We start from the raw sequence: 26,895 nt of genomic DNA, 5'->3' as shown, positions 1-26,895 counted from the left end.
GAATGCTACAAGACACATGTGGCGAAGCTACACCACCGCTGTGTCTCCCCTATCAGGCAGTCCACACGTCAGTTGTGCCAGCCCTCCAAAACATTCGACCGTTCACCCCGACTTCAAAGCAGGTACACCCAGCCTTCTTTAAGATTGTTGTTGTTCCCAGGGGCACCTCATCGTTTCATCAGAACATATACAGAAGCGCCGTCGTCGCAGGAATTGTTCCTGGGACGACGGCGCTTCAGCCAGTGACCGAACGGAGACCTCAGCCCTCGAGGCGAATGAGGTCCTCGATGGTCTCGGGGCGCAGGACCCAGCCCGACTCGCCCTCTCGCACCCAGCGCACGCCGGGGCGGGTGAAGAGGTTGTAGTTAGAGGCCATGGAGCGCCCATAGGCGCCGGTTGCGGGCACGGCCAGCACATCACCGACGGCCAGGTCGGCGGGCAGGTCCACGTCGCGCACGACGACGTCGCCGGACTCGCAGTGCTTGCCCACCACCCGGCTGCGCACCAGCCCGGCCTGCGGGTCGGGGCGGCGGTTGGCGACCAGGGCCGTGTAGGCGGCCTCGTAGAGGGCGGGGCGGATGTTGTCGCTCATGCCGCCGTCGATGCTGACGTAGAGACGCGAGGCCCCCTCCCCCAGCTCGACGCGCTTAAGGCCGGTGACGGTGTAGAGGGTGACCGTCGTCGGGCCGGCTACTGCGCGACCGGGCTCGATGGAGACGGTGGGGACCTCATCCCCAAGACGCTCGCAGGTCTCGCGCACGGCCTCAGCCAGGGTGCGGGCGACCTGCGCCGGACTGGGCGGCACCGGGTCGGCCCCGGTGTAGGCGATGCCGTAGCCACCGCCCAGGTCGACCTCCGGGCACAGGTGCCCGGTGTCGACGGCGACCTCGTGGCGCAGGGTGAGGACAATGCCGACGGCCTCCCGGAAGCCGGCCAGGTCCAGGATCTGGGAGCCGATGTGGGAGTGCAGCCCGTGCAGTTCGAGCTCGGGGGCGGCGATGATCGCGTCGATGGTCCGCCGGGCAGCGCCTCCGTGGACGGAGAGGCCGAACTTCTGGTCCTCATGACCGGTGGAGATGTACTCGTGACCACCGGCGTGCACGCCGGTGGTCAGACGCACCATGACCTTGCCGGTCTCCTCGGGCCCGTAGACGCCGCTGGCGCGCAGCTCACGCACGGCGCGGGCGGCGAGGTCGACCTCCTCGAGGGAGTCGAGGACGAGGTGGCCCACGTGGTGGGTGAGGGCGACGGCGATCTCGGCCTGCGTCTTGCCGTTGCCGTGCAGGCCCAGACAGGTGGCGTCCGTGGTGGCCTCCTCCCCGTCCACCTCCTGCAGGGCGGCGAGGGACACGGCGAGCTCGCCGCGGCTGGCGGTGTCGATGCCCATACCCTCCTCGAGAACCCACTGGGCGACCTTGGTGGTCAGGAAGGCCTTCCCGGCGTAGAAGGCCTCTCCCCCGGCCATGCCATAGCTGGGCCAGAACTCCTCATGCATGGCAGCGGCCCAGGAGGCGGCGCGGCCACGCAGGTCCACCTCATCCAGGACGAAGACGGGGCTGGGGGCCTCGGCGAGGATCTCGGAGACGGTCAGCCCGCCCAGGACGAGCTCGCCGTCGTCCGTGCGCCGTGCCGTGGTGGGCCACAGGTCGGGACGGTCCTCGGGCTCGGGGCAGGCCAGTGACCCCAGGGGCGGCTCTCCGGCGGGAATCTGGTCAGTCATCGACTCTCACATCCTCTCGGGTGCGCTCACACCCAGCAGGTCGAGCCCGTTGGCCAGGACCTGCCCGACGGCGTCGTTGAGCCACAGGCGGGCGACGTGCCCGGAGTCCACGGCGTCGTCCCCGCGCGGGGTGACGCGGGTGGCGCCGTACCAGGCGTGGTAGGCGGCGGCGAGCTGCTCGAGGTAGCGGGCCACGCGGTGCTGCTCGCGCAGCTGCGCGGCCTGGGCGACGGTGGCGGGGAACTGGGCCAGGACCCCCAGCAGGGCGGCGTCGGCCGGATCGTCCAGGGCACCGGGCTCGAAGGGCGCCTCGTTCGGGTCCCGGCTCACGCCGTGCTCGGCGGCGTTGCGGGCCACGTTGCGGGTCCGGGCGTGGGCGTACTGGACGTAGTAGACGGGGTTGTCGGAGGTGGAGGAGGCCAGCAGATCCAGGTCGATGTCGATCATGGAGTCCATGGAGGAGCGGGCCAGGGCGTAGCGGGCCGCGTCCACGCCGACGGCGTCGACCAGGTCCTCCAGGGTGACGATGGTGCCGGCGCGCTTGGACATGCGTACCGGGACGCCGTTGCGCACAAGGTTGACGAGCTGGCCGATGAGGATCTGCATGTTGGTGCCGGGAGTGTCCCCGAAGGCCGCGCACATGGCCATCATCCGGCCGATGTAGCCGTGGTGGTCGGCCCCGAGCAGGTAGACGGCGCAGTCGGCGCCGCGCTCGCGCTTGTCCAGGTAGTAGGCGAGGTCGGCGGCGAAGTAGGCGGCGTTGCCGTCAGACTTGATGAGGACGCGGTCCTTGTCGTCCCCGAAGTCGGTGGTACGCAGCCAGGTGGCGCCGTCGCGCTCCTCGATGACACCGCGCTCGCGCAGCCGGGCGATGGCGCGCTCGACGGCACCGGAGGTGTGCAGGGAGTCCTCGTGGAAGAAGACATCGAAGTCGGAGCGGAAGGCGTGCAGCTCAGCCTTGACGGCGGCGAACATGAGATCGACGCCGCGGGAGCGGAAGACCTCGGTGGCCTCGGCGTCGGGCAGGGTGGCCGGGTCGGGGCGGCCGGCGGCGAGCTCGTCGGCAGTCACCTGCTGGGCGATCTCACTGATGTAGGCGCCGCCGTAGCCGTCCTCGGGGGTCTCCTGGCCGCGCGCGGAGGCCAGCAGCGAGCGGGCGAAGCGGTCGATCTGGGTGCCGTGGTCGTTGAAGTAATACTCCCGGGTGACCTGGGCACCGCAGGCGGACAGGATTCGGGCCAGGGAGTCGCCGACGGCGGCCCAGCGGGCGCCGCCCAGGTGGACCGGCCCGGTCGGGTTGGCCGAGACGTACTCGAGATTGATGTGCTGGCCGCTCAGGGAGTCGTTGCGGCCGTAGGCCTGACCGGCCTCGACGATGGAGCGGGCAAGCTCGCCGGCGCTGGCGGCGTCGAGGCGGATGTTGAGGAAGCCGGGGCCGGCGACCTCCACGGAGGCGATGCCGTCGAGGGCCTCAAGACGAGGGACGAGGAGCTCGGCGAGATCGCGCGGCTTGGTGCCGGCCTTCTTGGCCAGCTGCATGGCCACGTTGGTGGACCAGTCACCGTGGTCGCGGTTGCGGGGGCGCTCGACGCGGGGGGCGGGAATCTCTGCGGCGGGCAGGGCGAGGGAGCCCTCGGCGGAGGCCTCCTCCAGGACGGTGCGGATGGCTGCGGCAAGCTCTTCTAGGGTCACGCGCGTCAGCGTACCGTCAACGGGCGGGCCGGATCACGAGCGAGCCCGGCGGCTGCAGGGCATCGTGGGACATGTCGCATGTCTCGCGCCGGTTTCACTCCGGGACCGGGACGCTGGTACAGTCACGCCTCGGGCCCCGGTAGCTCAGTGGATAGAGCGTCTGCCTCCGGAGCAGAAGGTCGCAGGTTCGAATCCTGTCCGGGGCACCACTCCCGAGCCCTCGTCGCCACCCGCGACGGGGGCTTGCTCATGTATTCGAGGCATGACAACGGGGCAACAGTGTGTCCATGGCTCAGACCGGTCATCATGCGGCTGGCGTGTTCTCATGGGAAAGATAAGCCTCAACGGCATCGCGAATGACGGCACTGGCGGTAGTGCCGTGCTTCTCGATGTAGGCGTCAAGAGCCGCGTTGGTGTGCTCGGGTAGGCGGACCTGGCGGCGCGGGGAGCGTCCGCGGCCGGTGGCGTGGGACTGTCCGAGGCCTGGGCGGCCACGGAGGATGGCGTCGAGGTCGGTGTCGCTGATGCGTGAGCCGTCGCGGTGGGTTCCGCGTCCGACGGCGGGGATACGGCCTGCGGTGACGTCCTCGTCGAGCTGGTTGTAGTAGGTCTGCTCAGCATCAGTGAAAGGGGCGCGTGTGGAATCAGGAGACATAGCGGCTCTATCTGGTCGGTCAGTGGTCGGCGGGTGGAACAAGGTGACGGTAGAGATCAGTGACCTCCATGACATGGAAGATGGTGCGTCGACCACGACCGTCAACGGCGACGCCAACTTCGAGGTAACGCAGTGCCTGCGGGTGGGGCAGACCGACGAACATGAATGACTGCTCAGCGGTGCGACTCGCCTCGCCCAGCGTCACCCCAGGGTCTTGAGGGCGAGGCTGGGGACGTCGGTCATGATGGCGTCCACGTTGAGGTCGGCCAGGTAGCGCATCCGCTCGGGGTCGTCCACCGTCCAGACGTGGACCTCCAGGCCCGCGGTGTGCGCGGAGGCGACCAAGCGGCGGGTGACCACCGGAACACCGTGGTAGCTCTCCGGCACCTGGACGGCGTCGACCCTGCCGCGGGTCCAGCCCCAGCGGGTCTGGGGCAGGGGGACGGCCGCCTCGCTGCGCAGCATGAGTCCGAGCACGTCACTGACTCCCAGTGAGGTCATGGCCCGCGGCTCCTGGCGGCGCAGCACGGCCAGCCGACGGGCGGAGAAGGAGGCGAACCGGACTCGCTCGAGGGCCTGGGCGTCACGCACCGTCTGCAGGGCCGCCTGGACGACGCTGGAGTCCTTGAGGTCGATATTGAACTTCATCGCCGGCTGGGCGTGCAGGGCGTCGTCGAGCCGGACGAAGCCGCGCCCGTCGCCGGAGTCGAGGTCGGCCAGCTCGGCCCACATGACTTCTCCGACGGTGCGGGGGTCGTTCGCGGTACGCCGCAGGTCCTCGTCGTGGCTGAGCACGACGATTCCGTCGGCGGTCAGCCGCAGATCGGTCTCCATCCACTCCAGCCCGAGCGCGGCCACGTGCTCGACGGCGCTCCAGGTGTTCTCGGGAACCTCACGTCCGCCGCCGCGGTGGGCGATGACGGCAGGACGGCGGGTTCGTGACGCGGCAGGCGGCACAGTGGGTCTCCCTCAGCTGCAGTTGGTGGTGAGCTCGACGGCGTTGTGCTGCTTGAGCCAGCCCCACGGCTCCACGGTGGACTCGTCGGCGGTGTCGTCCTTGGTGCGCACCTCGAAGTGCAGGTGAGAACCGGAGGACCGGCCCGTGTTACCCACGCCGGCGATCATCTGACCGGCCGTGACGGTGTCACCGACCTTGACGTGGATGCCGTCCTCGTACATGTGCAGGTAGCTGGTGTACCAGACCTGGCCGTCGATCTCGTGCTTGATGGTGATGGTTCCGGTGCCGTCGACCATGCCGGCGGTGGTGACGGTGCCGGCGGCGGCCGCGTAGATGGGCGTCCCCACGGGGGCGGCCATGTCCTGCCCGGCGTGCAGCTTGCGGTAGCCGAGGGTGGGGTGGGTGCGGTACCCGTACTCGGAGGAGATCTCGTAGGTGCCCGGAAGCATCGGGTAGAACAGCTGCGGCTTGGAGCTGAAGGCGGTGGTGTCGCCGGAGGCGCCGGTCGCCGAGGAGCAGGTCTTGGCGGCGTTCTGGAAGGCCTCACGGATCCGAGCGCGGGTGGCGGCGTCGGGCACGTTGGACAGCTGGGTGTCGGAGTCCTCGTCCAGGTCGTCGCTGCCGAGCACGGCGCTGGCCACGGAGGATGCCTTCGTGCCGCCGGCGGCCGGGCTCTGCGTGGCCGAGCCGTTGGAGTGCATCTTCATGGCGGCCGAGGCCAGTGGGGTGTTGTCGAGGTGGTTGGACAGGGGGGCGAGCACCGTAGCGACGGCCAGGACCGACAGGACGGCGGTGCGCCCCAGAATCCCTGAGCCGGTGCGGCGCCGGACGGGACGGGCGGGGGCAGGTCCGGTCGAGGAGTCGCGGTGGGTGTCCGGCTTCGATGCCGCTTTGGCCTTGGCCGACGACGTCGGGGAGCCGGCCTCATCGGCCGCCTCGCCTCGCTTGGCCTGGGCGGCTGACTTCTCGGACTTGGTCTTCCTAGTGCTCCGGGCGGCCTTGATGGCGCGGATGGTCTCCTCGTCCGCAAGCGGCACCCCGGCCTTGCGGGCGGCCATGATCTTGCGGACCTCGGGGACCTCGATGGTCTCGGCACCTCGGAAGTCCGTAATCCGCTGCGAGAAGCGGATCTCGTGGGGCGTCTCGGGAGCCTGCTCCGCGAGCGCTGACGGCTCAGCCTGCGGCGTCTGAGTGGCGGTGTGGTGGAGGGTGGAGGCGACGACGTGCTTGGCCGAGGCGGTCGAGGCTGGGGCTGCGGCGGAGGCGCGTTGCCGGCGACGGCCCGCGGATCGGGAGGCGGGCTCGGAGGCCACCCCGGCCTCCGGCTCGGCGGGGGTCGACTGCGCGACTGCGTGCCGATGACCGTCACCCTGTGTGTCACCAGGCGAAGCAAGAGCCGTGCCACTAGCGGCCCACCACGGCGCGGCACCGGCGGGGTGAGTGTCTGCCGGCTCGAGCCCTGAGGTGGACTCGGCCAGCGAGGCTGCGACCAGCGGCGACAGCGCCGAGGGCGTTGATGGTGCCGCGGCGGGCACAGCCTGGTGGCCGCGATGAGAACGGTGCTGGCCGTGGCGGCGCTCGGAGTGGCTCTCGGGACGGTGAGCCTCGGGCTGCGCAGCGCCCTCGACGGCGGGGCTCTCCCTCGTCTGCTCGGGGTCCTCGAAGACCTGGGCGGTGCGCAGGTCCTTCCGAGAGCGTCGAGTGGGGCGAGTGTCGCCGGCAACCTGCGCTGAGGAGGATGAGGAGGAGACCGATGGGGCCGCAGATGCGGCGCTGAGCGCCTGAGGCACCGAGGCCTGCGGCTGCTCGGGCTGTGCACTGGCATTCTGACGCCGGCGGGCCATCCGGCTCATCGGTGCAACGGGCTGCGACGGCGCCGGGTCTACGGTGACCGACGGCGCTGAACCGTCCCCTGAGCGCGCTCCCCTCCGCGTGCCTGAAACCACTGTCGCAGGTGCTGCCGGCGCTACGGGCCGCTGCGGGTGGTTCTGCTTCTGCGGGGCGACCGGGACGTCGGGGAGAGCCGATGGGCTCGGAGCGGTAACGGGGCTGGAGGCGGCGCCGTTCTCGGCACGGTGAGCGTGAAGGTCGCGACGTGAGCGGCGAGTGGCTCCGGCGACGTGGGTGGTGTGCGTCGCCGACGGTGACGACGGGGCAGTTCCGGCCTGCGCCTCAGCGACGTGGCGAGCGGCTTCGGCAGCACGTTCCGCCTCGCGACGCTGGCGTCGGCTCATGGGCTGCGGGGTCACGTGGGAAGCCTCCAGGTGGCTGAGTGTCATAGGGAAGTCGTTGCGGCCGGTCTCCCGGCTGTGGCGACATGGTGGCTGCCAGAGCGACAGCCTGGGTTGTACTCGGTTAAAACAGTAGCGGTCCGCTGTGAGTCTTGCCAGGAGAACCAGCACACCTTTGTGTGACCTGCACTTCTCACACAAACCCCAGGGGTTCCATCCGACCAGCTGGCCGCTAACCGGATTCGCGTGCCATACGAAGGAATCAGCGCCTGGCCACCAGCGCTGGAGCAGCGATCGACGATGGTCGCCCCAGGCAGCCCATGTTGTGGGAATCCGCCGATTCCGGCCGTTAAATCACGATTTAATCACGGCGCTGGTGCTCCTCGCGCTGCATGGCGTCGTTGACCTCGCCGACGAGCTCTTCGAGGATGTCCTCCAGGAAGAGGACCCCGATGAAGCGCCCTTGCGCGTTGCGCACGTGCCCGAGGTGGGCCCCCGAGCGCTGCATGGCCGCCAGCGCCTCCTCGACCTCGTCGTCGTAGCCGACGGGCACGAGTGCGCGAGCGCGCCAGGCGGGTACCGGCTCGGTGCGCTCGGCGCCGTCGGCGTAGAGGATGTCCTTGAGGTGCAGGTAGCCGGTGATGACGGGCTCCTCCCCCTCTTCAACTGCGGCCTGGTCGGCCACCAGCGGGAAGCGGGAGAAGCCGGTGGAGGCCACGGCCCGCTCCACGTCCTCCGGGGTGCAGTCCTGGGGCAGGGTGACGAGCTCGCTCAGGGGCACCATGACGCTGCCGGCGGTCTCCTCGGAGAACTCCAGGGCGCCGCTGAGCAGGCCGGTGGAGTCCTCCAGGACGCCTTCGGCGGTGGAGCGCTCGACGATGGAGGCGACCTCCTCGGCGTTGAAGGCCGCGGCGATCTCCTCCTTGGCCTCGATGCCCAGGACCCTCAGGACCCCGTTGGCGAAGCCGTTGAGAGCGTTGACCACGGGGCTGAAGACGCGCGAGCACCACACCAGGGGCGGGGCGAGCCAGCGCACGGCCTTCTCCGGGGAGGCGATGGAGATGTTCTTGGGCACCATCTCCCCGGCGACGACGTGCAGGCCCACGACGATGACCAGGGCGATGACGACGGCGACGGCATGGGAGCCGGCGTGCCCGACGCCGACGGCCGCGAGCAGGGGCTCCAGGGCGTGGGCGATGGCCGGCTCGGCGACGACGCCCAGGCCGGTGGAGCACAGGGTGACGCCGAGCTGGGCGGTGGCCAGCATGCGTGAGACGTTCTGCAGTGCCCACAGGGCGGTGGCGGCGCGAGCGTCGCCGGCCTCGGCCAGTGGCTCGAGCTGGCTGCGGCGTGAGGAGGTGACGGCGAACTCGGCGCCAACGAAGAAGGCGTTGCCGGCCAGGAGGATGACGGTGAGCAGGAGGGCGGGCGGAGTACTCATCGGCGCTCCCCCTCTGGTCCTCGACTTCCGGGGGCGGCCTCGGGGTCCTTGGGGCGCACGTGGAGGCGGGTGACGCGGCGGCCGTCCATGGCGTCGACGGTCAGTGAGGCGTGGGGCAGGTCGACGACGTCGCCGACGGCGGGGATGCGGCCGAGCTCGGTCATGACCAGGCCGCCGAGGGTCTCGTAGGGGCCGTCGTCGGGAACCTGGATGGCGGCGCGGGTGGCAAGCTCGTCGGGGCGCATCCACCCGGGGACGACCCAGTGGCCGGAGGGGTCGAGGTGGGCGCCGGCGCGGCGGCGGTCGTGCTCGTCGGCGACGTCCCCGACGACCTCCTCGACGGCGTCCTCGAGGGTGACGACGCCGGCGGTGCCGCCGTACTCGTCGACGACGATTGCCATCTGGGAGCCCTGGGCGCGCAGCTCGACGAGCAGGTTGGCCAGCGGCATGGTCTCGGGGACGCGGGGCGCGGGCGTCATGAGGGAGGTGGAGGCGACGGGGACGTCGGCGCGCCGCTCGTAGGGGACGCCGATGGCGCGGCGCAGGTGGACGATGCCCATGACGTCGTCGATGTCGCGGCCGATGACGGGGAAGCGGGAGTGGCCGGTGGCGCGGGCCAGGTGCACGACGTCCTCGGCGGAGTCGTCGGCCTCGAGGGTGTGGAGGCGGCCCCGGTCGGTCATGACGTCGACGGCGGTCAGGGCCCCCAGGCCGATGGAGCGGGTGAGCAGGGTGGCGGTGGAGGCGTCGAGGGTGCCCTCCTCGGCGCTGTGGCGCACGAGGGAGGCGAGCTCGCCGGCGCTGCGGGTGCCGCTGAGCTCCTCGGCGGGTTCGATGCCCATGGCGTGCAGGACGGCGTTGGCGGCGCCGTTGAGCAGGATGATGAGGGGCTTGAGGAGGGTGGTGAAGCCCATGAGGAAGGGGGCCACGAGGCCGGCGGCGCGCATGGGGTCGGCCAGGGTGGCGTTCTTAGGGATGAGCTCGCCGATGACCATGGAGAAGGCGTTGACGACGATGAGGGCGATGACCACCGCGGCGCCAGTGGCCACGGAGACGGCCAGCCAGTGGCTCATGAGGCCGGTGAGCAGGTTCGCCAGGGCCGCCTGCATGGTGTAGCCCAAGAGCACGGTGGTCAGGGTGATGCCGACCTGGGCCCCGGACAGGAGGGTGGACAGTCGCCCCAGGGCCCGCTGAACGGTGGTGGCGCGCTTGTCCCCGGTGGCGGCGCGGGTCTCGACGGTGGAGGGGTCGAGGGCGACCAGGGAGAACTCACCGGCCACGAACAGGGCGGTGCCCACGGTGAGGACCACGCCGACGGCGATCATGAGCCAGTCGATCATGCGGGCCCCTCCCCCACGTGGGACGCGGCGTGGACGCTGGAGGCGGACGAGTCGGGGTGGGGGTGGTCAGAGGCGGGCGGGGAGGCGCGGTGCGTGCGGGTGCGGCGCCTCGAGGCCCGGCGGAAAGCCGATCGCATAGTGACCGAACGGTACCACCGCGGCGGAATCGAAGCCGAGGTAGCCATCATGTGTCGCACCGCCATCGCAGAGAGACCGGTTTCTCACGATTGGGGTAACCTACACCACAGGCTAAGTGAGCGCGGAGGTTGCGATGCTGTCTCGAAAGCCGCAGAAAGCGGTCCACCCAACTGATCCGGGCCAGTCCGGCTGGTGGCTCCTTGCGCCAGCCTGCGGCGCAGTGGTAGGTGCAGCCATTCCATACCTCGGCACACTCGGCCCCAAGTGGGCCGCAGCATGCATGGCACTCAACGCAATCGGAGGCATAACAGCCACGACACCTCAGCTCCGCGAGTGGCTCTCAGCACGCTTCCACAGACAGCAAATCACCGATACGGCAGGCGTCTTGAAGAATGGCATCGGAAATAAATATCTGAGCCACAAAGACCTCTACTCCCTGCGAGTTCACCGCTCTGATCGTAAAGATATCACCGACTTCGTACATCGGGATATCCAGGATCAACTGGTCGAGCACCTCAGAAACAGGATACCCGTCCTCATTGAGGGGACATCCATGGCCGGAAAAACGCGCCTAGCAATAGAGACGATTCGCTCCCAATGGCCCAACACCTACTGCTGGTTCCCCCTAGGTCCCGGCGACATTGAGAAATTTCTCAACAGTAACCAACAGCCGCCACCCGAATCAATTATCATCTTAGACGATCTCGACAGATTTCTGTCAAACCAAAGTCTCACACTGGGTCAACTCAACCGATGGGTCAATAATTCGTGCATCATCGTAGCCACCATGATGCACTCACAATACGTAAAACACAGCGATCGCAGTAACGAGAAAGTAGTGGGATGGGATGTGGTCAATCGCTTCGAAAGGCTCACGCTCAGCCCGTCATTGTCAACAAAAGAGCTCAATGACGTTAGACTTACCTCCTATGCAAACCAGCTATCACAAATCAAGAATGTCGGCTTAGGCCCCCTACTTGGATGCGCCGAAGCAGTACGCTCCAAATTCGCAGACGAACTCAATAAACACTCACAGTGTGGAGCGCTCATCAAAGCAGCGGCGGACTGGCGTCGCATCGGCCTAGGCCCCGCCTCAAGAGATCAACTGACTTCCCTTTCCCTGTCACACAAGGATGACGTATGGGAAACAGTCGACTGGGATGACACTTGGAAAGAAGCTACAAGACTCATCAACCACACCACCCCCCTTTTACGCCAAGTAGGAGAGGATCAATGGGAAGTTCTTGATACCATCGCCGACGAAGCAGATTGGAAAATCTCAGAGCGCACATTTGCGACACTACAAAATATCACGCTTTCCGTGCAACAGACAGGCCAATCAGCCTTCACCATGTTCATAGAAGGCGCTTCACCTTCTTCAACGAACGCCATGTTTCAACGCGCCATCGACGCCGACCCCACCAACGCCAGAAACCTCGGTGCCTACGCTATCTTCCTGCACGCCGTCCGGGGCGACATGAACCAGGCCGAGCAACTGTACCAGCGGGCCATCACAGCCGACCCCACCAACGCCAACATCCTCGGTGCCTACGCCACCTTCCTCAAGAACATCCGGGGCGACATGGACCAGGCCCAGGACATGTACCAACGAGCCATCACAGCCGACCCCCACCACGCCAACAACCTCGGCGCCTACGCCACCTTCCTCAAGAACATCCGGGGCGACATGGGCCAGGCCGAGCAGCTGTACCAGCGGGCCATCGACGCCGACCCCACCAACGCCAACATCCTCGGTGCCTACGCCACCTTCCTCAAGAACATCCGGGGCGACATGGGCCAGGCCGAGCAGTTGTACCAGCGGGCCATCGACGCCGACCCCACCAACGCCAGAAACCTCGGTGCCTACGCCACCTTCCTGCACACCGTCCGCGGCGACATGGACCAGGCCGAGCAGCTGTACCAGCGGGCCATCGACGCCGACCCCACCAACGCCAACATCCTCGGTGCCTACGCCACCTTCCTCAAGAACATCCGGGGCGACATGGGCCAGGCCGAGCAGTTGTACCAGCGGGCCATCGACGCCGACCCCACCAACGCCAACATCCTCGGTGCCTACGCCACCTTCCTGCACATTGTCCGCCGCGACATGGGCCAGGCCCAGCAGTTGTACCAGCGGGCCATCGACGCCGACCCCACCAACGCCAACATCCTCGGTGCCTACGCCACCTTCCTGCACATTGTCCGCCGCGACATGGGCCAGGCCCAGCAGCTGTACCAGCGGGCCATCGACGCCGACCCCACCAACGCCATTATCCTCGCCAGTTACGCCGACTTCCTGCACACCGTCCGCGGCGACATGGGCCAGGCCGAGCAGCTGTACCAGCGGGCCATCGACGCCGACCCCACCAACGCCAACAACCTCGGTGCCTACGCCACCTTCCTCAAGAACATCCGGGACGACACGGTCCAGGCCCAGCAGCTGTACCAGCGGGCCATCACAGCCGACCCCACCAACGCCAGAAACCTCGGTGCCTACGCCATCTTCCTCCAGAACATTCGTGGCGACATGGACCAGGCCCAGGACATGTACCAACGAGCCATCACAGCCGACCCCACCAACGCCAGAAACCTCGGCGCCTACGCCATCTTCCTCAAGAACATCCGCGGCGACATGGACCAGGCCCAGGACATGTACCAACGAGCCATCACAGCCGACCCCCACCACGCCAACAACCTCGGCAACTACGCACTCTTCCTCCAGAACATTCGTGGTGACATGGACCAGGCCCAGGACATGTACCAACGAGCCATCACAGCCGACCCCCACCACGCCAACAACCTCGGCAACTACGCCATCTTCCTCCAGAACATTCGTGGCGACATGGACCAGGCCCAGGACATGTACCAACGAGCCATCACAGCCGACCCCCACCACGCCAACAACCTCGGCAACTACGCCATCTTCCTCAAGAACATCCGGGGCGACATGGACCAGGCCGAGCAGCTGTACCAGCAGGCCATCGACGCCGACCCCACCAACGCCAACAACCTCGGCGCCTACGCCACCTTCCTCAAGAACATCCGCGGCGACATGGACCAGGCCGAGCAGATGTACCAGCAAGCCATCGACGCCGACCCCACCAACGCCAACAACCTCGGCAACTACGCCATCTTCCTCAAGAACATCCGCGGCGACATGGACCAGGCCCAGGACATGTACCAACGAGCCATCACAGCCGACCCCACCAACGCCAACAACCTCGGCAACTACGCTCAGATCCTCTTCGCCAAATCTGATGACAAGAAGGCGATCAGCCTGGTTGAGAAAGCGATCTCCCTCGCCAGCGATGACGAGAAACCTTTACTTGCTGAATGCCACTTCTACCTGTTTGCCCATTCTCCTAAACACCGCAAGGAGTCCGGAGGAGCCCTCAAGGCCCTTCTGGCAGAGGGCGTGACGACAGGCAACTGGTCATTCGAGATGAACCTGGAGCGGCTCCGACGCGAAGAGGACCCTCGGCTGAATCTGCTCGAGGCGGTGGCTCGCACGCTCGAAGACGGCGATACGTCCCGGCTCGACGCCTTCGAGGAGTGGCGAGACCTGTAGATCGCCGCTACCGGGCCAGCCGGACCCGCAGCCGCGAGCGCATCACGCCCAGGACACGCATGTGTCTTTGGTCCCGTATTTGCTCGCATGAGACGCCCTTCACCTTCTAGGATGTCCTGTGAACACCGCCGTTCCTCCCCCGGGGTCCCGCTGAGGCTCCCAGTGTCGGAACGGGAGACTGACGAGCTCCGAGGAGACCCGACGTGCCCACGCAGGACCAGATCAGCCCAGGCTTCGGTGCCAACGAGTGGATGGTGGAGGAGATGCGGGCCGCCTGGTCGGCGGATCCGTCCTCCGTGAGTCCGCAGTGGCGCGAGCTCTTCGAGACCGATCCGGGTGCCGGCCTGCACCAACCGGGCCCTGCCTCCTCCAACGGCTCGGCGTCGTCGGCCGCCGGTGGGCCGCGCCGGGCCACCATCACGCCCCAGGCCGCCTCCTCCCTGCGCCGCTCCTCCGCCGTCCAGGACGTCACGCGCTCCGACCTGCCGCCGGCCCCGCCGTCGGACACCGCGCCCCCGACCTCCCCCTACGCCCAGCGCCAGGCCGGCCACCCCGCTCATGACCAGGACGGTGACGCCTACGAGGACCGCACTACCAGGCTCAAGGGTGCGGCGGCCCGCACCGCCAAGAACATGGACGATTCCCTGTCCATGCCCACGGCCACCTCCGCCCGGGCCGTGCCCGCCAAGGTCCTCATTGAGAACCGCTCCGTTATCAACACCCACCTGGCCCGCACCCGCGGCGGCAAGGTCTCCTTCACCCACCTCATCGGCTGGGCGGTGGTCGAGTCCCTGACCGAGATGCCCTCGATGAACGTCTCCTACGGGGTCGACGAGGCGGGCAAGCCGGTCCTGCACGAGCCGGCCCACGTGGCCTTCGGCCTGGCCATCGACGTGCCCGGCTCCGACGGGCAGCGCCGCCTGCTGGTGCCCTCCATCAAGCAGGCCGACCTCATGGACCTGTCCCAGTTCGTGAAGGCCTACGAGGCCCTCGTGGCCAAGGCCCGCGAGAACAAGCTGGACCTTGACGACTTCCGGGGTACCACCGTGACCCTGACCAACCCCGGCATGATCGGCACCCTGCACTCGGTGCCGCGCCTCATGCCCGGCCAGGGGCTCATCGTGGGGGTCGGCGCCATGGACTACCCGGCCGCCTTCGCCGGTGCCAGCCCCGACACCCTGGCCCGCCAGGCCATCGGCAAGGTCGTCACCCTGACCTCCACCTACGACCACCGAGTCATCCAGGGCGCCGCCTCCGGTGAGTTCCTGCGCCTGGTGGAGCGCAAGCTGCTGGGACTGGACGGTTTCTGGAACCGGGCCTTCGAGTCCCTGCGCATTCCCCTCGAGCCGGTCAAGTGGGTGCGTGACACCACTTACGACCCCGAGCTGGAGACCGGCAAGCCGGCGCGCGTGGCCGAGCTCATCCACGCCTACCGCCAGCGCGGCCACCTGGCGGCCGACAACGACCCGCTCACCTACCGCCTGCGCCGTCACCCCGACCTGGACATCACCTCCTACGGGCTGAGCCTGTGGGACCTGGACCGCTCCTTCCCCACCCGGGGCCTGGGCGGGCGCGACCGGGCCACCCTGCGCGAGATCCTCAGGATGCTGCGCGACGCCTACTGCCGCACCGTGGGCGTGGAGTACATGCACATCCAGGACCCCGCGCAGCGCGCCTGGTGGCAGGAGCGGCTCGAGCGCGACTGGGAGGACATCGCCGACGAGGAGCGCCGTCGGATCCTCACCAAGCTGGAGCAGGCCGAGGCCTTCGAGACCTTCCTGCAGACCAAGTACGTGGGCCAGAAGCGCTTCAGCCTCGAGGGCGGGGAGTCCCTCATCGTGGCCCTGGACCGCCTGCTCGACGCCGCCGCCCACGACGGCCTCGACGAGGTCGTCATCGGCATGGCCCACCGCGGCCGCCTCAACGTGCTCACCAACATCGCCGGCAAGTCCTACGGCCAGGTCTTCGACGAGTTCGAGGGCAACGGCGTCATCGAGGGCGCCGGCACCGGGGACGTCAAGTACCACCTGGGCACCGTGGGCGTCTTCTCCGGGACCGACGGCGTCTCCACCCGCGTCTCCCTGGCCGCCAACCCCTCCCACCTGGAGACGGTCGACGGCGTCGTCGAGGGCATCGTGCGCGCCAAGCAGGACCGCATCGGCCTGGGCGAGAAGGGCTACACGGTCATGCCGGTCCTCGTCCACGGTGACGCCGCCTTCGCCGGCCAGGGCGTGGTCTACGAGACCCTCAACATGAGCCAGCTGCCCGCCTACCGCACCGGCGGCACCGTCCACGTCGTCGTCAACAACCAGATCGGATTCACCACCGGCTCGGCTTCGGCCCGCTCCACCATCTACGCCACCGACCTGGCCAAGGGCCTGCAGGTGCCGATCTTCCACGTCAACGCCGACGACCCCGAGACGGTGGCCCGCACCGCCCGCCACGCCTACGAGTACCGACGCACCTTCCACAAGGACGTCATCATCGACCTCATCTGCTATCGGCGCCGCGGCCACAACGAGGGCGACGACCCCTCGATGACCCAGCCGCTCATGTACCGGCTCATCGACTCGCTGGACTCCACCCGCGGCGTCTATACCTCCGCCCTCGTGGGGCGCGGCGACATCACCCCGCAGGAGGCCCAGGAGATCGCCAAGAGCTACCAGGACGAGCTGGAGCGGGTCTTCACCGAGGCCCGCATCCAGGTCACCGGGGGCACGGGCTCCGACGACGCCGGGGACGCCACCGACACCTCCACACAGGACCTGTCGGACCCGACGAAGGTGGGCGTGCCCCTGTCCTCCCTGGAGATCCCCTACTCCCAGCGGGCGGGTACCGGCATGATGCTCGGCTGGACCTCGGCCGTGCCGCGCGACGTCGTCGAGCGCATCGGCGACGCCCAGGTCGCCTGGCCCGAGTCCTTCACCGTCCACCCCAAGCTCCAGGCCATGCTCTCCAAGCGCCGCGAGGCCACCCGCGAGGGCGGCATCGACTGGGGGCTCGGGGAGCTCATCGCCCTGGGGAGCCTGCTCATGGAGGGCGTGCCGATCCGACTGGCCGGCGAGGACGCCCGCCGCGCCACCTTCGCCCAGCGCCACGCCGTCCTGCACGACCACACCTCCGGGCAGGAGTGGACGCCCCTGAGCTTCCTGACCCCGGACCAGGCGCCCCTGGAGATCTACGACTCCCTGCTCAGCGAGTACGCCGCCCTGGCCTTCGAGTACGGCTACTCCGTGGAGCGCCCCGAGGGACTGACCATGTGGGAGGCCCAGTTCGGCGACTTCGCCAACGGCGCCCAGTCCGTCATCGATGAGTACGTCACCTCCGCCGCCCAGAAGTGGGGGCAGCGCTCCGGCCTGGTCATGCTGCTCCCCCACGGCCAGGAGGGGCAGGGACCCGACCACTCCTCGGCCCGCATCGAGCGCTACCTGCAGATGTGCGCCCAGGACAACATGCTGGTGGCCCAGCCCTCCACGCCCGCCAGCTACTTCCACCTCCTGCGGGAGCACACCTACCACCGCCCGCGCCGCCCGCTGATCGTCTTCACCCCCAAGCAGCTGCTGCGTCTGAAGGCCGCTTGCTCCCCGGTGGAGGCCTTCACCTCCGGCACCTTCCAGCCGGTCATCGGGGAGACCGACGACGCCGTCCTGACCTCGGCGCAGAAACAGGGCGTGGACCGGGTGCTGCTGTGCTCGGGTCGCGTCTACTACGACCTGCTGGCCCACCGGACCAAGACCGGGGACACGAGAACGGCCATCGTCCGCCTCGAGCAGCTCTACCCGCTGGAGAGCTCGGCCATCGCCGAGGCACTAGCCCCCTTCAGCGGGGCCGAGCTCGTGTGGGTCCAGGACGAGCCCGCCAACCAGGGCATGTGGCCCTACCTGGCGCTCAACCTGCCAACCGACCTGACCGGCGGCGTCCTGCCCACGCTGGTCTCCCGGCCCGAGGCCGCCGCCCCGGCCGTGGGCACCGCCGGTCTCCACCGCGCCCAGCAGGAGGAGATCCTCCGCCAGGCCTTCACCCGCCACTGAGACGAGGCCGGTCCACCGGCCCCTCCCGGGTCAGCCCCGCCGAAATGCCGTCAGCCTCCACCGTCACAGCGCAAGGTCACGATAATGTCAAGACAGCATGAGGGATCATGAGGCATGAGGAGGCGCTGTCATGCGTGAGACGAGGCTGAGCTTCATCGGTGACGAGCTGGTGGCCGGTCATGGTGACGGGCGCGCCCTGGGATGGACGGGCCGAGTCATGGCCCGTACACCCCGGGACGCCGACATCCTGTGGACCTCCCTGGCGGTTCCCGGTGAGACGACCGCGCAGATGTCCGACCGCTGGGGGCCCGAGGTGGCCCGGCGCTCCACGCACACCGGCATCAACCGGCTCGTCGTGGGGCTGGGGGTCGCCGACGTGCTCGCCGGCATCTCCTACGCCCGCTCCCGCCTGGCCCTGGCCAATATCCTCGACACGGCCGCCTCCGACCACCGCGAGTGCTTCGTCGTCGGGCCTCCTCCCCTGCCGGAGGCCGACCCCGACGCCACCGCCCAGCTGTCCCAGGCCGCCGAGGAGGTGTGCCTGCGGCGCAACGTGCCCTACGTGGACGCCTTCGAGCCGCTGCGCAACCACGAGCAGTGGACAGCCGACGTCGCCGCCGCCGGAGGCACGCACCCGGGCCAGGCCGGGTACGGTCTGCTGGCCTGGCTGGTGCTGCACCGCGGCTGGTACGAGTGGCTCGGCGTCGAGCGCCCCGAGTCCTGAGGCCTCGATACCCGCCGGTCAGGCAGGCGCCGGGGAGCCTTCGTCAGACGACGACTCGGCGACGGCGAAGATGTCGCCGCTGATCCCCACCAGGCGGTTGGAGACGTGGTTGTTGAAGAAACCGACGATGGGGCCGATGAAGAAGCCCATGATGACCGTACCCAGGGCGACGATGCCCAGCGAGAGGTCGAACCTGATCAGGAGCAGGGCCAGGAAGATTGTGACGATGTCCTGAACCAGCCGGTAGACGCGGTAGCTGTAGCGCGGGAAGTGCCGCCTGAGCGAGGGCGCGATCCCGTCATAAGGGCACTGGCCCAGGTCGCAGGTGATGTACATGGAGACTCCCAGGCAGAACAGCGGCAGCCCGATCGCCAGGTGGAGCAGCATGCTGCCGAAGGAGTACTCGACATGGAAGAAGCTGCGGTAGATCGGGCGGAAGTAGTCCACGAGGACACCCACGACGGTGAAGTTGATGACTGTCCCCAGGCCGAAGATGGACCGGTCGAAGGGGAAGACGAGGATCAGCATGATGATGTTGACGATCGGGACGATCGCCGCGAAGGAGATCCCAGAGACGTGGGAGATGCCTTGGAGGAAGGCGGTGAACGGGTCAACACCGCTCTTGCCCTCCAGGCAGATCGCGATCCCGACCGCCGTGATCACCTCCCCCAGGAAGCACACGAGGATGCGCCGCAGGAGCGAGTTGTCAGAGAGTGTCCACTGGTCTGGTGCTGTCAGGTTCTTCAGGTTCATGTCACACCGCCGTCGTTGAGGAGGAGCCGGCAAGGCCATACCCACGAGACACCACCGGGTTTCTCGGTGAGAGGCTGGACAGTGTCCCCTCACCACGAATCAGGCCATGTTCCGCGGCTCACACCTCACCGTCTCATGACCGTCAAGGCCGAAGGACCCAGGCTGTGAGTGCGAATCGGTGCCTGACCAGGACAGTTCCGGGACGGCTTAAGAACGACGTCGGCCGGTCACCATGAGTGGTGACCGGCCGACGGCTGTATGTCTCAGGGCGTTGCGCTCAGTGCGCTACCCGGCTCAGGCGTTGGGACGCTTGCCGTGGTTGGCGCTGGACTTGGCGCGTGCACGACGCTTACGACCGCGCTTGCTCATCACTGCCTCCTCGTGTCTTGACTCGCCCCACGAGGGGGCACGGAACGCCGCTGATTCTCGCACACGGCGGCGCGCCTGGGCCAGTCTGGCGCCGCTGACCAGCCGGTGAAGGCGACCACACGTCGGCGCACGTCGCAGCCGGGGCCCGGCTGCTCCCTCAGTCGTGCTCGAAGCGGACGGTCCGGGAGGACTCGACCCGGGACTCCACGACGCGCACGACCCGCCCGGAGGCGGAGGCCTGGGTCCGGGTCGTGGTCGACGTCGTCGTCACGCTCACCGCGGTGGCGCGCAGGGCCGACAGGCGCCCCAGGACCCGGGCGCGCAGCTCGGGAGGGGCCTGCTCGGCGCACCGAGAGCGCAGGATCTCCCGCAAGTGGGTCTCGGCGTCAGCGAGGCGGGAGCAGTGCGAGCAGGTGGCCACGTGCTGGGCGAGGCGCTCGGCCAGGTCGGCGGTGCACTCGCGATCGAGGAAGGCCTCCAGGTGGGCGCGGGCCTCGGCGCAGGAGCAGTCCTGGGAGCCGTCCGCCGTCTTGGGGCCCTTGGTGGGATCGGCGCTGTTGTCGCCGGGGGTTCCCGGTTCCATGCGGTCTGTCATTTCTCCTCCTCCCCATATCCGTACTCTCGGGCGTAGTCGGCCAGCAGCTCGCGCAGCTGGCGGCGACCTCGGTGCAGCCGGGACATGACGGTCCCGATGGGCGTGTCCATGATCTCGGCGATCTCCTTGTAGGAGAAGCCCTCCACGTCCGCCAGGTAGACGGCCAGGCGCCGGTCCTCGGTGAGCTGGCCCAAGGCGTCCTTGATGTCGGAGTCCGGCAGGGCGTCCAGGGCGAGGTTCTCCGCGCTGGGCAGCCCCACCGAGTCGTGGGAGGCGGCCCGGTGCAGCTGCCAGTCCTCAACCGTCTCCGCGTCGGACTGGAGCGGCTCGCGCTGCTTCTTGCGGTAGGAGTTGATGAAGGTGTTGGTCAGGATCCGGTAGAGCCAGGCCTTGAGGTTGGTGCCGGGCCGGTACTGGTGGAAGGAGCCGAAGGCCTTGGCGTAGGCGTCCTGCACGAGGTCCTCGGCATCGGCCCGGTTGCGGGTCATACGCAGGGCGGCGCCGTAGAGCTGGTCGAGGTAGGGCAGGGCCTCGGCCTCGAAACGGGCGGCCCGAGCGGCCTCGTCCTCATCGGCTGGCGCCCGGTCCAGATCGCGTGCGCCATCGTCAGGATCGATCACCTCATCCAGGGTGATCTCATCAGTGTGGTCGTCGATGTCCGTCATCAGCCACGAGCCTAACGTGCCCGGGGAGTCTTCGACCCGACCGACGCCACGAGCCTTGGTCACCGTCTCAGTCTCAGTCATCGTCTCGGTCGTCGCCTCCGTGATCGTGGCGGGTCCTCCCGGCAGATCCCGGTGCCGACGGCGCCGGTCCTGTCGGCCGGGCCGCTCTCGGCGGCCGCGCGGCCCACTCGGCGGTGCGCCCCGCCGGCGGGCGGTCCGGCTCGTCGGCGACACGATCGAGTGCTGGATACTCATGTCCCGGCCAACGCGATGGCGCCCTGATTTCATTCCCCGTCCGCCCTGAGCGAGGCACGCACCACCTTCGAGCAGCGATATCGCTGGCCCGAGCCGCCCGCGTAGGCCAGGATGGGGGCATGAACATTCTGCGCTCCTTCGCCCGCCCCATGCTCGCCGCGCCCTTCATCGTCGATGGACTCGATGCCCTGGTGCGCCCCTCGCGCCACGTGGAGAAGTTCGAGAAGGTCGCCCCGACGCTGGAGCGGGTCGGCCTGCCGCCCGTGCTGGCCTCCGACGCCCGGCTGCTCACCCGCGCCTCGGGTGCCGTGAGCCTCGTGGCCGGGCTGGGGCTGGCCACCGGCCGGGCACCCCGCACGAACGCCACCATCCTGGCGGCCCTCAATGTGCCCCTCACCGTGGTCAACAACCCCGTCTGGGCGGTCAAGGGGATGCAGGCCCGCAAGGAGGCCCTCTCCGGGCTGCTGCGCGGGGCCGCCCTGGGGGCCGGGCTCGCGCTGGCCGCCGTCGACCGTCAGGGCAGGCCGTCCCTGGCCTGGCAGGTGCGCAACGCCCGTCAGCAGCGCGAGGCGATGCAGGCCGCCAACGAGGCCGTTCAGCAGCGCTACGTGACTGCCTGAGCGCCTTTGGTCGGGCCGACGTCGGCTCCCGTTGGCTCCGGGCCAGGGGCCGACGTCGGCCCACCGCCATCTCCGCCTGCAGCGCTCCGGCACCTGTCACCTGGGCTTCACAGGCGGCGGCTACTCTCGCCCCGGTCCACTTCCGACCGGTCGCGGCGCGCGCACGCGCCCGCACCGCTGACCACCACGCGCAGACACGTCATCGACACGCTAGGGAGCACTCATGACCGTCCAGTCCGCCCAGCCGGCTCAGGCAAGCCAGTCACCCCAGTCGGAGCAGGCCGCCCAGCCCGACATCGTCTACACCTGGACCGATGAGGCCCCGATGCTGGCGACGCACTCCTTCCTGCCGATCGTGCGCGGCTTCGCCCAGCGGGCGGGCGTGAGCGTGGGCACGGCGGACATCTCGTTGGCGGGACGCATCCTGGCGGCCTTCTCCCTGGCCGACGACGACCTGGCCCGCCTGGGTGAGCTCACCCAGTCCCCGGCGGCCACGATCATCAAGCTGCCCAATATCTCGGCCTCCCTGCCCCAGCTCAAGGCCGCTATCGCCGAGCTCCAGGCCCTGGGCCACGAGATTCCCGACTACCCCGACTCCCCGGCCACGCCCGCCGAGCACGAGGCGCGCGCCGCCTACGACGCCGTCAAGGGCAGCGCCGTCAACCCCGTCCTGCGTGAGGGCAACTCGGACCGGCGCGCCCCGGCGGCCGTCAAGGCCTACGCCCGCTCCCACCCGCACTCGATGGGGGCCTGGTCACCCCAGTCGCGCACCCGCGTGGCCACGATGGGGGCCGGGGACTTCCGGCGCAATGAGCGCAGCGTCGTCGTGCCCGAGGCCGGCACCCTGCAGATCCGGTTGCGCCCGGCCGACGGCGGCGAGCCGATCGTTCTGCGGGAGTCGCTGCCGGTGACGGCCGGGGAGGTCGTGGACGCCACCTTCATGAGTGCCGCCGCCCTGGATGAGTTCCTCGCCGGGCAGGTGGCCGCCGCCAAGGATGAGGACCTGCTGCTGTCGGTGCACCTGAAGGCCACGATGATGAAGGTCTCCGACCCGATCATCTTCGGTCACGCGGTGCGCGCCGCCCTGCCGGGGGTCTTCTCCACCTACGGGAGGGTCCTGGCCGAGGCGGGTCTGCGGGCCGAGGATGGGCTGGCCTCGATCCTGGCGGGACTGGACTCGCTGCCCCAGGGTGAGGAGATCCGCGCCGCCATCGAGGCCGAGCTGGCCGCCGGACCGCGCCTGTCCATGGTGGACTCCGATCGCGGCATCACGAACCTGCACGTGCCCAGTGACGTCATCATCGACGCCTCCATGCCCGCCATGATCCGGGCCGGCGGCCACCTGTGGGGGCCGGACGGCCAGACCGCGGACACGCTCGCCGTCATCCCGGACTCCTCCTACGCCGGGGTCTACCAGGCCGTCATCGATGACTGCCGCGCCCACGGGGCTCTGGATCCGGCCACGATGGGCTCGGTGCCCAATGTGGGTCTCATGGCCCGCAAGGCCGAGGAGTACGGCAGCCACGACAAGACCTTCCTCATCCCGGCCGACGGCACCGTGGAGGTCGTCGCGGTCGAGGGGGCTGGGGCCGAGCCCGGTGCGGTGCTGCTATCCCACGAGGTGGCCACCGGCGACATCTGGCGGGCCTGCACCACCCAGGACGCCCCCGTGCGCGACTGGGTGCACCTGGCGGTCACGCGGGCCCGGGCCACCGGCGCCCCGGCCGTCTTCTGGCTGGACCCCGAGCGCGGGCACGACGCCGTCCTCATCAACCTGGTGAACCGTTACCTGGCCAATGAGGACACCGTGGGCCTGGACATCCGCGTCCTGGACCCGGTGGCGGCCACGCGCCTGTCCCTGGAGCGCGCCCGCCGCGGCGAGGACACGATCTCGGTGACCGGCAACGTGCTGCGCGACTACAACACGGACCTCTTCCCCATCCTCGAGCTGGGCACGAGCGCCAAGATGCTCTCGGTGGTACCGCTGATGAATGGCGGCGGCCTCTATGAGACCGGTGCCGGGGGCTCGGCCCCCAAGCACGTGCGCCAGCTCCTCGAGGAGGACTACCTTCGCTGGGACTCCCTGGGTGAGTTCCTGGCCCTGGCGGAGGCCTTCCACCACGTGGCCCAGGTCAGCGGCAACGAACGCGCCGAGGTCCTGGCCGACGCACTGGAGGCCGCCACGGCCCGGCTGCTGGAGGAGAACCGCTCCCCGGCACGCCGCCTGGGGCAGATCGACAACCGCGGCTCGCACGCCTGGCTGGCCCTGTACTGGGCCCGCGAGCTGGCCGCGCAGGAGACCAGCCCCGAACTCGCCGCCGTCTTCTCCCCGATCGCCCAGCAGCTCGAGGCCTTCATCGACACGATCCAGGCCGAGCTGCTGGCCGTCCAGGGCTCCCCGGTGGACATCGGCGGCTACTACCGCCCCGATGCGACCCTGACCGACGCCGCCATGCGACCCTCGACCACCCTCAACGCGGTCATCGAGGCCCTGGCATGACCGATGCCCCCGGCGCTGGCGTCCCTGCGGCCCTTTCGGCTGCCTCGGCAGGATCGGCCGAGCCGTGGCGGGCGCCGGTGGCGGCGGGGGCGCTCGAGGCCGTCGTGGAGCTGCCGGGGTCGAAGTCGCTAAGCGCGCGGGCCCTGCTGCTGGCCGCGCTCGCCGACGCGCCGACGACACTCACCGGGCTCCTGCGCTCGCGCGACACCGAGCTCATGCTCGCCGCCCTGAGCGTGCTCGGCGCCCGCTTCGAGAACCTCGACGAGACCGGCACGCACCTGCGCGTCACGCCGGCTCCCCTGCCGCTGCACGTGCAGACCGGATCCGAAGGCGTCGGACGCATCGACGTCGGCCTGGCCGGGACCGTCATGCGCTTCGTGCCCGCCCTGGCCGCGCTGGCCGACGCCCCGGTCGTCTTCGACGGGGACGAGGCCGCCCGGCGCCGCCCCATGGCGCCTCTGCTCGACGCGCTGGCCGCCCTGGGCGCGGACGTCACCCACCTCGGTGCGCCCGGCTTCCTGCCCTTCCGAGTCGGCCCCGGCGACGGCGCCCTCCTGCGAGCCGAGGGCACTCGGATGGCGGTCGATGGCTCGGCCTCCTCCCAGTTCGTCTCCGCCCTCCTGCTCCTGGGAGCACTCCTGCCCGGCGGCCTGGAGCTCACCCCCACCGGGCCGGTGCCCTCACTGACGCACGTGGCCATGACGGTGGCGACGTTGCGCGAGCGGGGCATCGCCGTGGACGAGCCCGCCCCCGGGGCCGGTGACGGCGAGCGCACCTGGCGGGTCCACGCCGGGCGTCCGCGCGGGGGGGAGGTCGTGATCGAGCCGGACCTGTCCAACGCCGGCCCCTTCCTGGCGGCCGCCCTCGTGGCCGGGGGCCGAGTCAGTGTCCCCCACTGGCCGGCGGCCACGACCCAGGCCGGCGACGCCTGGCGCGAGCTCCTCCCCCGCCTGGGCGGGGAGGCGAGGCTCACCGACGGGCTGCTCACGGCTCACGGCTCCGGGCGGCTGACCGGGATCCACGCGGACCTGTCCGACGTCGGCGAGCTGGCCCCCACGGTGGCGGCCCTGGCCACTCTCGCCGGAGCCCAGGGCCACACCAGCGTCCTCACCGGCATCGCGCACCTGCGCGGGCACGAGACCGACCGCCTGGCGGCCCTGGCCACCCAGATCCGTCTCCTGGGCGGGGACGCCGAGGAGAGCGACGACGGGCTCATCATTCGCCCCGCCCCACTGCACGGCGCCGCCCTGCGCTCCTACGCCGACCACCGGATGGCGACCTTCGCCGCCGTCATCGGCCTGAGCGTGGAAGGGGTGAGCCTGGACGACGTCGAGTGCACCTCCAAGACGCTGCCCGGCTTCACGGACCTGTGGGCCGCCATGCTGGCCACCTCCGGTGGGGGCGGTACCGGGCCCGCCACCGCCTCGCATCGCGAGCCGGAGACCCCCGGAGATGGTGTCTGATGGCCCGCCGCGACATCGGCACCGACGACCCGCGCGTGAGGGTCCGCCCCGGCCGGGGCTCGCGCCCGCGCACCAAGCAGCGCCCCAGTCACGCCGACGCGGCCCTGGGCATGGTCACCCGCATCGACCGCGGCCACTACCGGATCCGCCTGGACGACCCCAGCCTCACTGAGGACTCCAGCGGCAACATCACCGCCATGAAGGCCCGTGAGCTGGGGCGGGGCAAGGTCGTCGTCGGGGACCGGGTCGCCGTCGTCGGGGACACCAGCGGCCGCAAGGGCACCCTGGCGCGCATGGTCCGCATCGAGGAGCGCACCACCCTGCTGCGCCGCAGCGCCGAGGACGGGGACGGAGCCGGCACCGAGAGAGCGATCGTCGCCAACGCCGGCAAGCTCGTCATCGTCACCGCCGTGGCCGACCCCGAGCCGCGCCCACGCATGATCGACCGCTACCTCGTGGCCGCCTACGACGCCGGCATGGAGCCGCTCATCGTGCTCACCAAGACCGACCTGGCCGACGCCGCCCCGCTGACGGGCCTCTACAGCCCCCTGGGTGTGCGCTGCCTGGCCACGCGACTGCGCCCCCACGGCCCCGAGACCGGGCCCTCACAGGTCTGCGGCGAGCGGCCCGACGACGGTGTCGAAGCGGTCCGCCAAGCGCTTGACGGCGACGTCTCAGTCCTCGTGGGCCACTCCGGGGTCGGCAAGTCCACGCTCATCAACGCGCTCGTGCCCGGGGCCGACCGCGCCACCGGGCACGTCAACGAGGTCACCGGCCGGGGCCGCCACACCTCCACCAGTCTTCAGGCCCTCGAGCTGCCCGGGGGCGGCTGGGTCATCGACACCCCCGGCGTGCGTTCTTTCGGGGTTTCCCACGTCGGCAGCGCCGACGTTCTGAGGGGCTTTCCGGACCTGGCCGGCGTGGCCGAGGACTGTCCGCGGGGCTGCACCCATCAGGAGGGCGTCGTCGACTGCGCCCTGGATGAGTGGGCGAGCACGGCGGACGGGCCGGACGCCTCGGGAGCCTCGGCTGCCCGCGAGGAGCGGCGCGCAAGGGTGGAGTCCTTCCGCCGGCTGCTGGCCCCCTCACTGGAGGCCGAGGACCCCACCCGGCCCTGAAACACTCCCGGCGGCACCGCGCGAGCCCCTCAGGGCACGTCACAGTTTCGTTGACAGCG

20 protein-coding genes and 1 tRNA gene are annotated in these 26,895 nt (G+C 69.5%); 9 read left to right on the top strand and 12 right to left on the bottom strand.

Going from position 1 to position 26,895, the window contains the following annotated elements; genetic code table 11:
• Positions 1 to 259: 259 nt before the first annotated feature.
• Both lysA and argS read right to left on the bottom strand, forming a co-directional pair.
• Complete coding sequence (gene lysA / locus AXE84_RS08340) at positions 260 to 1,720, bottom strand: diaminopimelate decarboxylase (protein ID WP_060957547.1); 1,461 nt, start codon at positions 1,718 to 1,720, stop codon at positions 260 to 262.
• Between the two features lie 6 nt (positions 1,721 to 1,726).
• Positions 1,727 to 3,412 (bottom strand): arginine--tRNA ligase, encoded by a 1,686-nt coding sequence (gene argS, locus AXE84_RS08335; protein WP_060957546.1) that lies wholly within the window; start codon positions 3,410 to 3,412, stop codon positions 1,727 to 1,729.
• Positions 3,413 to 3,545: 133 nt separating this feature from the next.
• On the opposite strand from argS, the gene AXE84_RS08330 reads away from it, so the two are divergent.
• Positions 3,546 to 3,621 (top strand) — tRNA-Arg (locus AXE84_RS08330).
• Between the two features lie 95 nt (positions 3,622 to 3,716).
• Here AXE84_RS08330 and AXE84_RS08325 read toward each other — a convergent pair.
• On the bottom strand, positions 3,717 to 4,067 hold the full coding sequence (locus AXE84_RS08325; RefSeq protein WP_060957545.1) for a ribbon-helix-helix domain-containing protein: 351 nt from the start codon (positions 4,065 to 4,067) through the stop codon (positions 3,717 to 3,719).
• Between the two features lie 43 nt (positions 4,068 to 4,110).
• Here AXE84_RS08325 and AXE84_RS13420 point away from each other — a divergent pair, with 43 nt between their 5' ends.
• Complete coding sequence (locus AXE84_RS13420; protein ID WP_257721698.1) at positions 4,111 to 4,236, top strand: hypothetical protein; 126 nt, start codon at positions 4,111 to 4,113, stop codon at positions 4,234 to 4,236.
• Positions 4,237 to 4,268: 32 nt separating this feature from the next.
• Here AXE84_RS13420 and AXE84_RS08315 read toward each other — a convergent pair whose 3' ends face one another.
• The 5 genes from AXE84_RS08315 to AXE84_RS13015 form a co-directional block, all read right to left on the bottom strand.
• Entirely contained in the window at positions 4,269 to 5,024 is a 756-nt protein-coding gene (locus AXE84_RS08315) for a glycerophosphodiester phosphodiesterase family protein (protein ID WP_060957543.1), read from the bottom strand.
• A 12-nt stretch (positions 5,025 to 5,036) separates the two neighbouring features.
• Positions 5,037 to 7,274: a peptidoglycan DD-metalloendopeptidase family protein gene (locus tag AXE84_RS08310; RefSeq protein WP_236750032.1), complete on the bottom strand. Its 2,238-nt coding sequence runs from the start codon at positions 7,272 to 7,274 to the stop codon at positions 5,037 to 5,039.
• Positions 7,275 to 7,617: 343 nt separating this feature from the next.
• Positions 7,618 to 8,697, bottom strand: coding sequence for a hemolysin family protein (locus tag AXE84_RS08305; RefSeq protein WP_060957541.1), 1,080 nt, complete (start codon positions 8,695 to 8,697; stop codon positions 7,618 to 7,620).
• Entirely contained in the window at positions 8,694 to 10,037 is a 1,344-nt protein-coding gene (locus tag AXE84_RS08300) for a hemolysin family protein (RefSeq protein WP_060957540.1), read from the bottom strand. Before AXE84_RS08300 ends, AXE84_RS08305 begins: the two co-directional genes overlap by 4 nt.
• A gap of 478 nt (positions 10,038 to 10,515) precedes the next feature.
• Positions 10,516 to 10,689 carry a hypothetical protein gene (locus AXE84_RS13015; RefSeq protein WP_167542050.1) on the bottom strand — a complete coding sequence of 58 codons (174 nt, stop codon included), beginning with the start codon at positions 10,687 to 10,689 and terminating at the stop codon, positions 10,516 to 10,518.
• 876 nt (positions 10,690 to 11,565) lie between these two features.
• On the opposite strand from AXE84_RS13015, the gene AXE84_RS13010 reads away from it, so the two are divergent.
• The 3 genes from AXE84_RS13010 to AXE84_RS08285 all read left to right on the top strand — a co-directional run bounded on the left by AXE84_RS13010 (position 11,566) and on the right by AXE84_RS08285 (position 18,498).
• Positions 11,566 to 13,743: a tetratricopeptide repeat protein gene (locus AXE84_RS13010; protein WP_060957539.1), complete on the top strand. Its 2,178-nt coding sequence runs from the start codon at positions 11,566 to 11,568 to the stop codon at positions 13,741 to 13,743.
• Positions 13,744 to 13,946: 203 nt separating this feature from the next.
• On the top strand, positions 13,947 to 17,774 hold the full coding sequence (locus AXE84_RS08290) for a multifunctional oxoglutarate decarboxylase/oxoglutarate dehydrogenase thiamine pyrophosphate-binding subunit/dihydrolipoyllysine-residue succinyltransferase subunit (RefSeq protein ID WP_060957538.1): 3,828 nt from the start codon (positions 13,947 to 13,949) through the stop codon (positions 17,772 to 17,774).
• Positions 17,775 to 17,904: 130 nt separating this feature from the next.
• On the top strand, positions 17,905 to 18,498 hold the full coding sequence (locus tag AXE84_RS08285) for a GDSL-type esterase/lipase family protein (protein WP_003785741.1): 594 nt from the start codon (positions 17,905 to 17,907) through the stop codon (positions 18,496 to 18,498).
• 18 nt (positions 18,499 to 18,516) lie between these two features.
• Here the strand turns inward: AXE84_RS08285 and AXE84_RS08280 are convergent, their stop codons facing one another.
• The 4 genes from AXE84_RS08280 to AXE84_RS08270 all read right to left on the bottom strand — a co-directional run bounded on the left by AXE84_RS08280 (position 18,517) and on the right by AXE84_RS08270 (position 20,880).
• Positions 18,517 to 19,251 (bottom strand): YczE/YyaS/YitT family protein, encoded by a 735-nt coding sequence (locus AXE84_RS08280; RefSeq protein ID WP_060957537.1) that lies wholly within the window; start codon positions 19,249 to 19,251, stop codon positions 18,517 to 18,519.
• Positions 19,252 to 19,545: 294 nt separating this feature from the next.
• Positions 19,546 to 19,620: a 50S ribosomal protein bL37 gene (locus AXE84_RS13520; RefSeq protein WP_370538935.1), complete on the bottom strand. Its 75-nt coding sequence runs from the start codon at positions 19,618 to 19,620 to the stop codon at positions 19,546 to 19,548.
• 157 nt (positions 19,621 to 19,777) lie between these two features.
• Positions 19,778 to 20,215 (bottom strand): mycothiol system anti-sigma-R factor, encoded by a 438-nt coding sequence (gene rsrA, locus AXE84_RS08275; protein WP_060957536.1) that lies wholly within the window; start codon positions 20,213 to 20,215, stop codon positions 19,778 to 19,780.
• Positions 20,212 to 20,880 (bottom strand): sigma-70 family RNA polymerase sigma factor, encoded by a 669-nt coding sequence (locus AXE84_RS08270; protein ID WP_010613374.1) that lies wholly within the window; start codon positions 20,878 to 20,880, stop codon positions 20,212 to 20,214. Before AXE84_RS08270 ends, rsrA begins: the two co-directional genes overlap by 4 nt.
• A 374-nt stretch (positions 20,881 to 21,254) precedes the next feature.
• On the opposite strand from AXE84_RS08270, the gene AXE84_RS08265 reads away from it, so the two are divergent.
• The 4 genes from AXE84_RS08265 (at position 21,255) to rsgA (ending at position 26,836) form a co-directional block, all read left to right on the top strand.
• Positions 21,255 to 21,755 (top strand): DoxX family protein, encoded by a 501-nt coding sequence (locus tag AXE84_RS08265; protein ID WP_060957535.1) that lies wholly within the window; start codon positions 21,255 to 21,257, stop codon positions 21,753 to 21,755.
• Positions 21,756 to 21,978: 223 nt separating this feature from the next.
• Entirely contained in the window at positions 21,979 to 24,255 is a 2,277-nt protein-coding gene (locus AXE84_RS08260; protein WP_060957534.1) for an NADP-dependent isocitrate dehydrogenase, read from the top strand.
• Positions 24,252 to 25,718 carry a 3-phosphoshikimate 1-carboxyvinyltransferase gene (aroA, locus tag AXE84_RS08255; protein WP_081093130.1) on the top strand — a complete coding sequence of 489 codons (1,467 nt, stop codon included), beginning with the start codon at positions 24,252 to 24,254 and terminating at the stop codon, positions 25,716 to 25,718. Before AXE84_RS08260 ends, aroA begins: the two co-directional genes overlap by 4 nt.
• On the top strand, positions 25,718 to 26,836 hold the full coding sequence (rsgA, locus tag AXE84_RS08250; protein ID WP_060957532.1) for a ribosome small subunit-dependent GTPase A: 1,119 nt from the start codon (positions 25,718 to 25,720) through the stop codon (positions 26,834 to 26,836). Before aroA ends, rsgA begins: the two co-directional genes overlap by 1 nt.
• The last annotated feature ends 59 nt before the right edge of the window (positions 26,837 to 26,895 follow it).

This window comes from Actinomyces oris, from assembly GCF_001553935.1.
Taxonomy (GTDB): Bacteria; Actinomycetota; Actinomycetes; order Actinomycetales; family Actinomycetaceae; genus Actinomyces; species Actinomyces oris_A.
The sequence above is the reverse complement of the archived record's forward strand: the minus strand, read 5'-3'. Positions and strand labels throughout refer to the sequence as shown.

Excerpts from the sequence above, each read along its gene's own strand:
- lysA (WP_060957547.1), bottom strand. The coding sequence starts at position 1,720 with ATGACTGACCAGATTCCCGCCGGAGAGCCGCCCCTGGGGTCACTGGCC.
- AXE84_RS08325 (WP_060957545.1), bottom strand. The coding sequence starts at position 4,067 with ATGTCTCCTGATTCCACACGCGCCCCTTTCACTGATGCTGAGCAGACC.
- AXE84_RS08305 (WP_060957541.1), bottom strand. The coding sequence starts at position 8,697 with ATGAGTACTCCGCCCGCCCTCCTGCTCACCGTCATCCTCCTGGCCGGC.
- AXE84_RS08300 (WP_060957540.1), bottom strand. The coding sequence starts at position 10,037 with ATGATCGACTGGCTCATGATCGCCGTCGGCGTGGTCCTCACCGTGGGC.
- AXE84_RS13010 (WP_060957539.1), top strand. The coding sequence starts at position 11,566 with ATGTTTCAACGCGCCATCGACGCCGACCCCACCAACGCCAGAAACCTC.
- AXE84_RS08285 (WP_003785741.1), top strand. The coding sequence starts at position 17,905 with ATGCGTGAGACGAGGCTGAGCTTCATCGGTGACGAGCTGGTGGCCGGT.
- AXE84_RS08280 (WP_060957537.1), bottom strand. The coding sequence starts at position 19,251 with ATGAACCTGAAGAACCTGACAGCACCAGACCAGTGGACACTCTCTGAC.
- rsrA (WP_060957536.1), bottom strand. The coding sequence starts at position 20,215 with ATGACAGACCGCATGGAACCGGGAACCCCCGGCGACAACAGCGCCGAT.
- AXE84_RS08270 (WP_010613374.1), bottom strand. The coding sequence starts at position 20,880 with ATGACGGACATCGACGACCACACTGATGAGATCACCCTGGATGAGGTG.
- AXE84_RS08265 (WP_060957535.1), top strand. The coding sequence starts at position 21,255 with ATGAACATTCTGCGCTCCTTCGCCCGCCCCATGCTCGCCGCGCCCTTC.
- AXE84_RS08260 (WP_060957534.1), top strand. The coding sequence starts at position 21,979 with ATGACCGTCCAGTCCGCCCAGCCGGCTCAGGCAAGCCAGTCACCCCAG.
- aroA (WP_081093130.1), top strand. The coding sequence starts at position 24,252 with ATGACCGATGCCCCCGGCGCTGGCGTCCCTGCGGCCCTTTCGGCTGCC.
- rsgA (WP_060957532.1), top strand. The coding sequence starts at position 25,718 with ATGGCCCGCCGCGACATCGGCACCGACGACCCGCGCGTGAGGGTCCGC.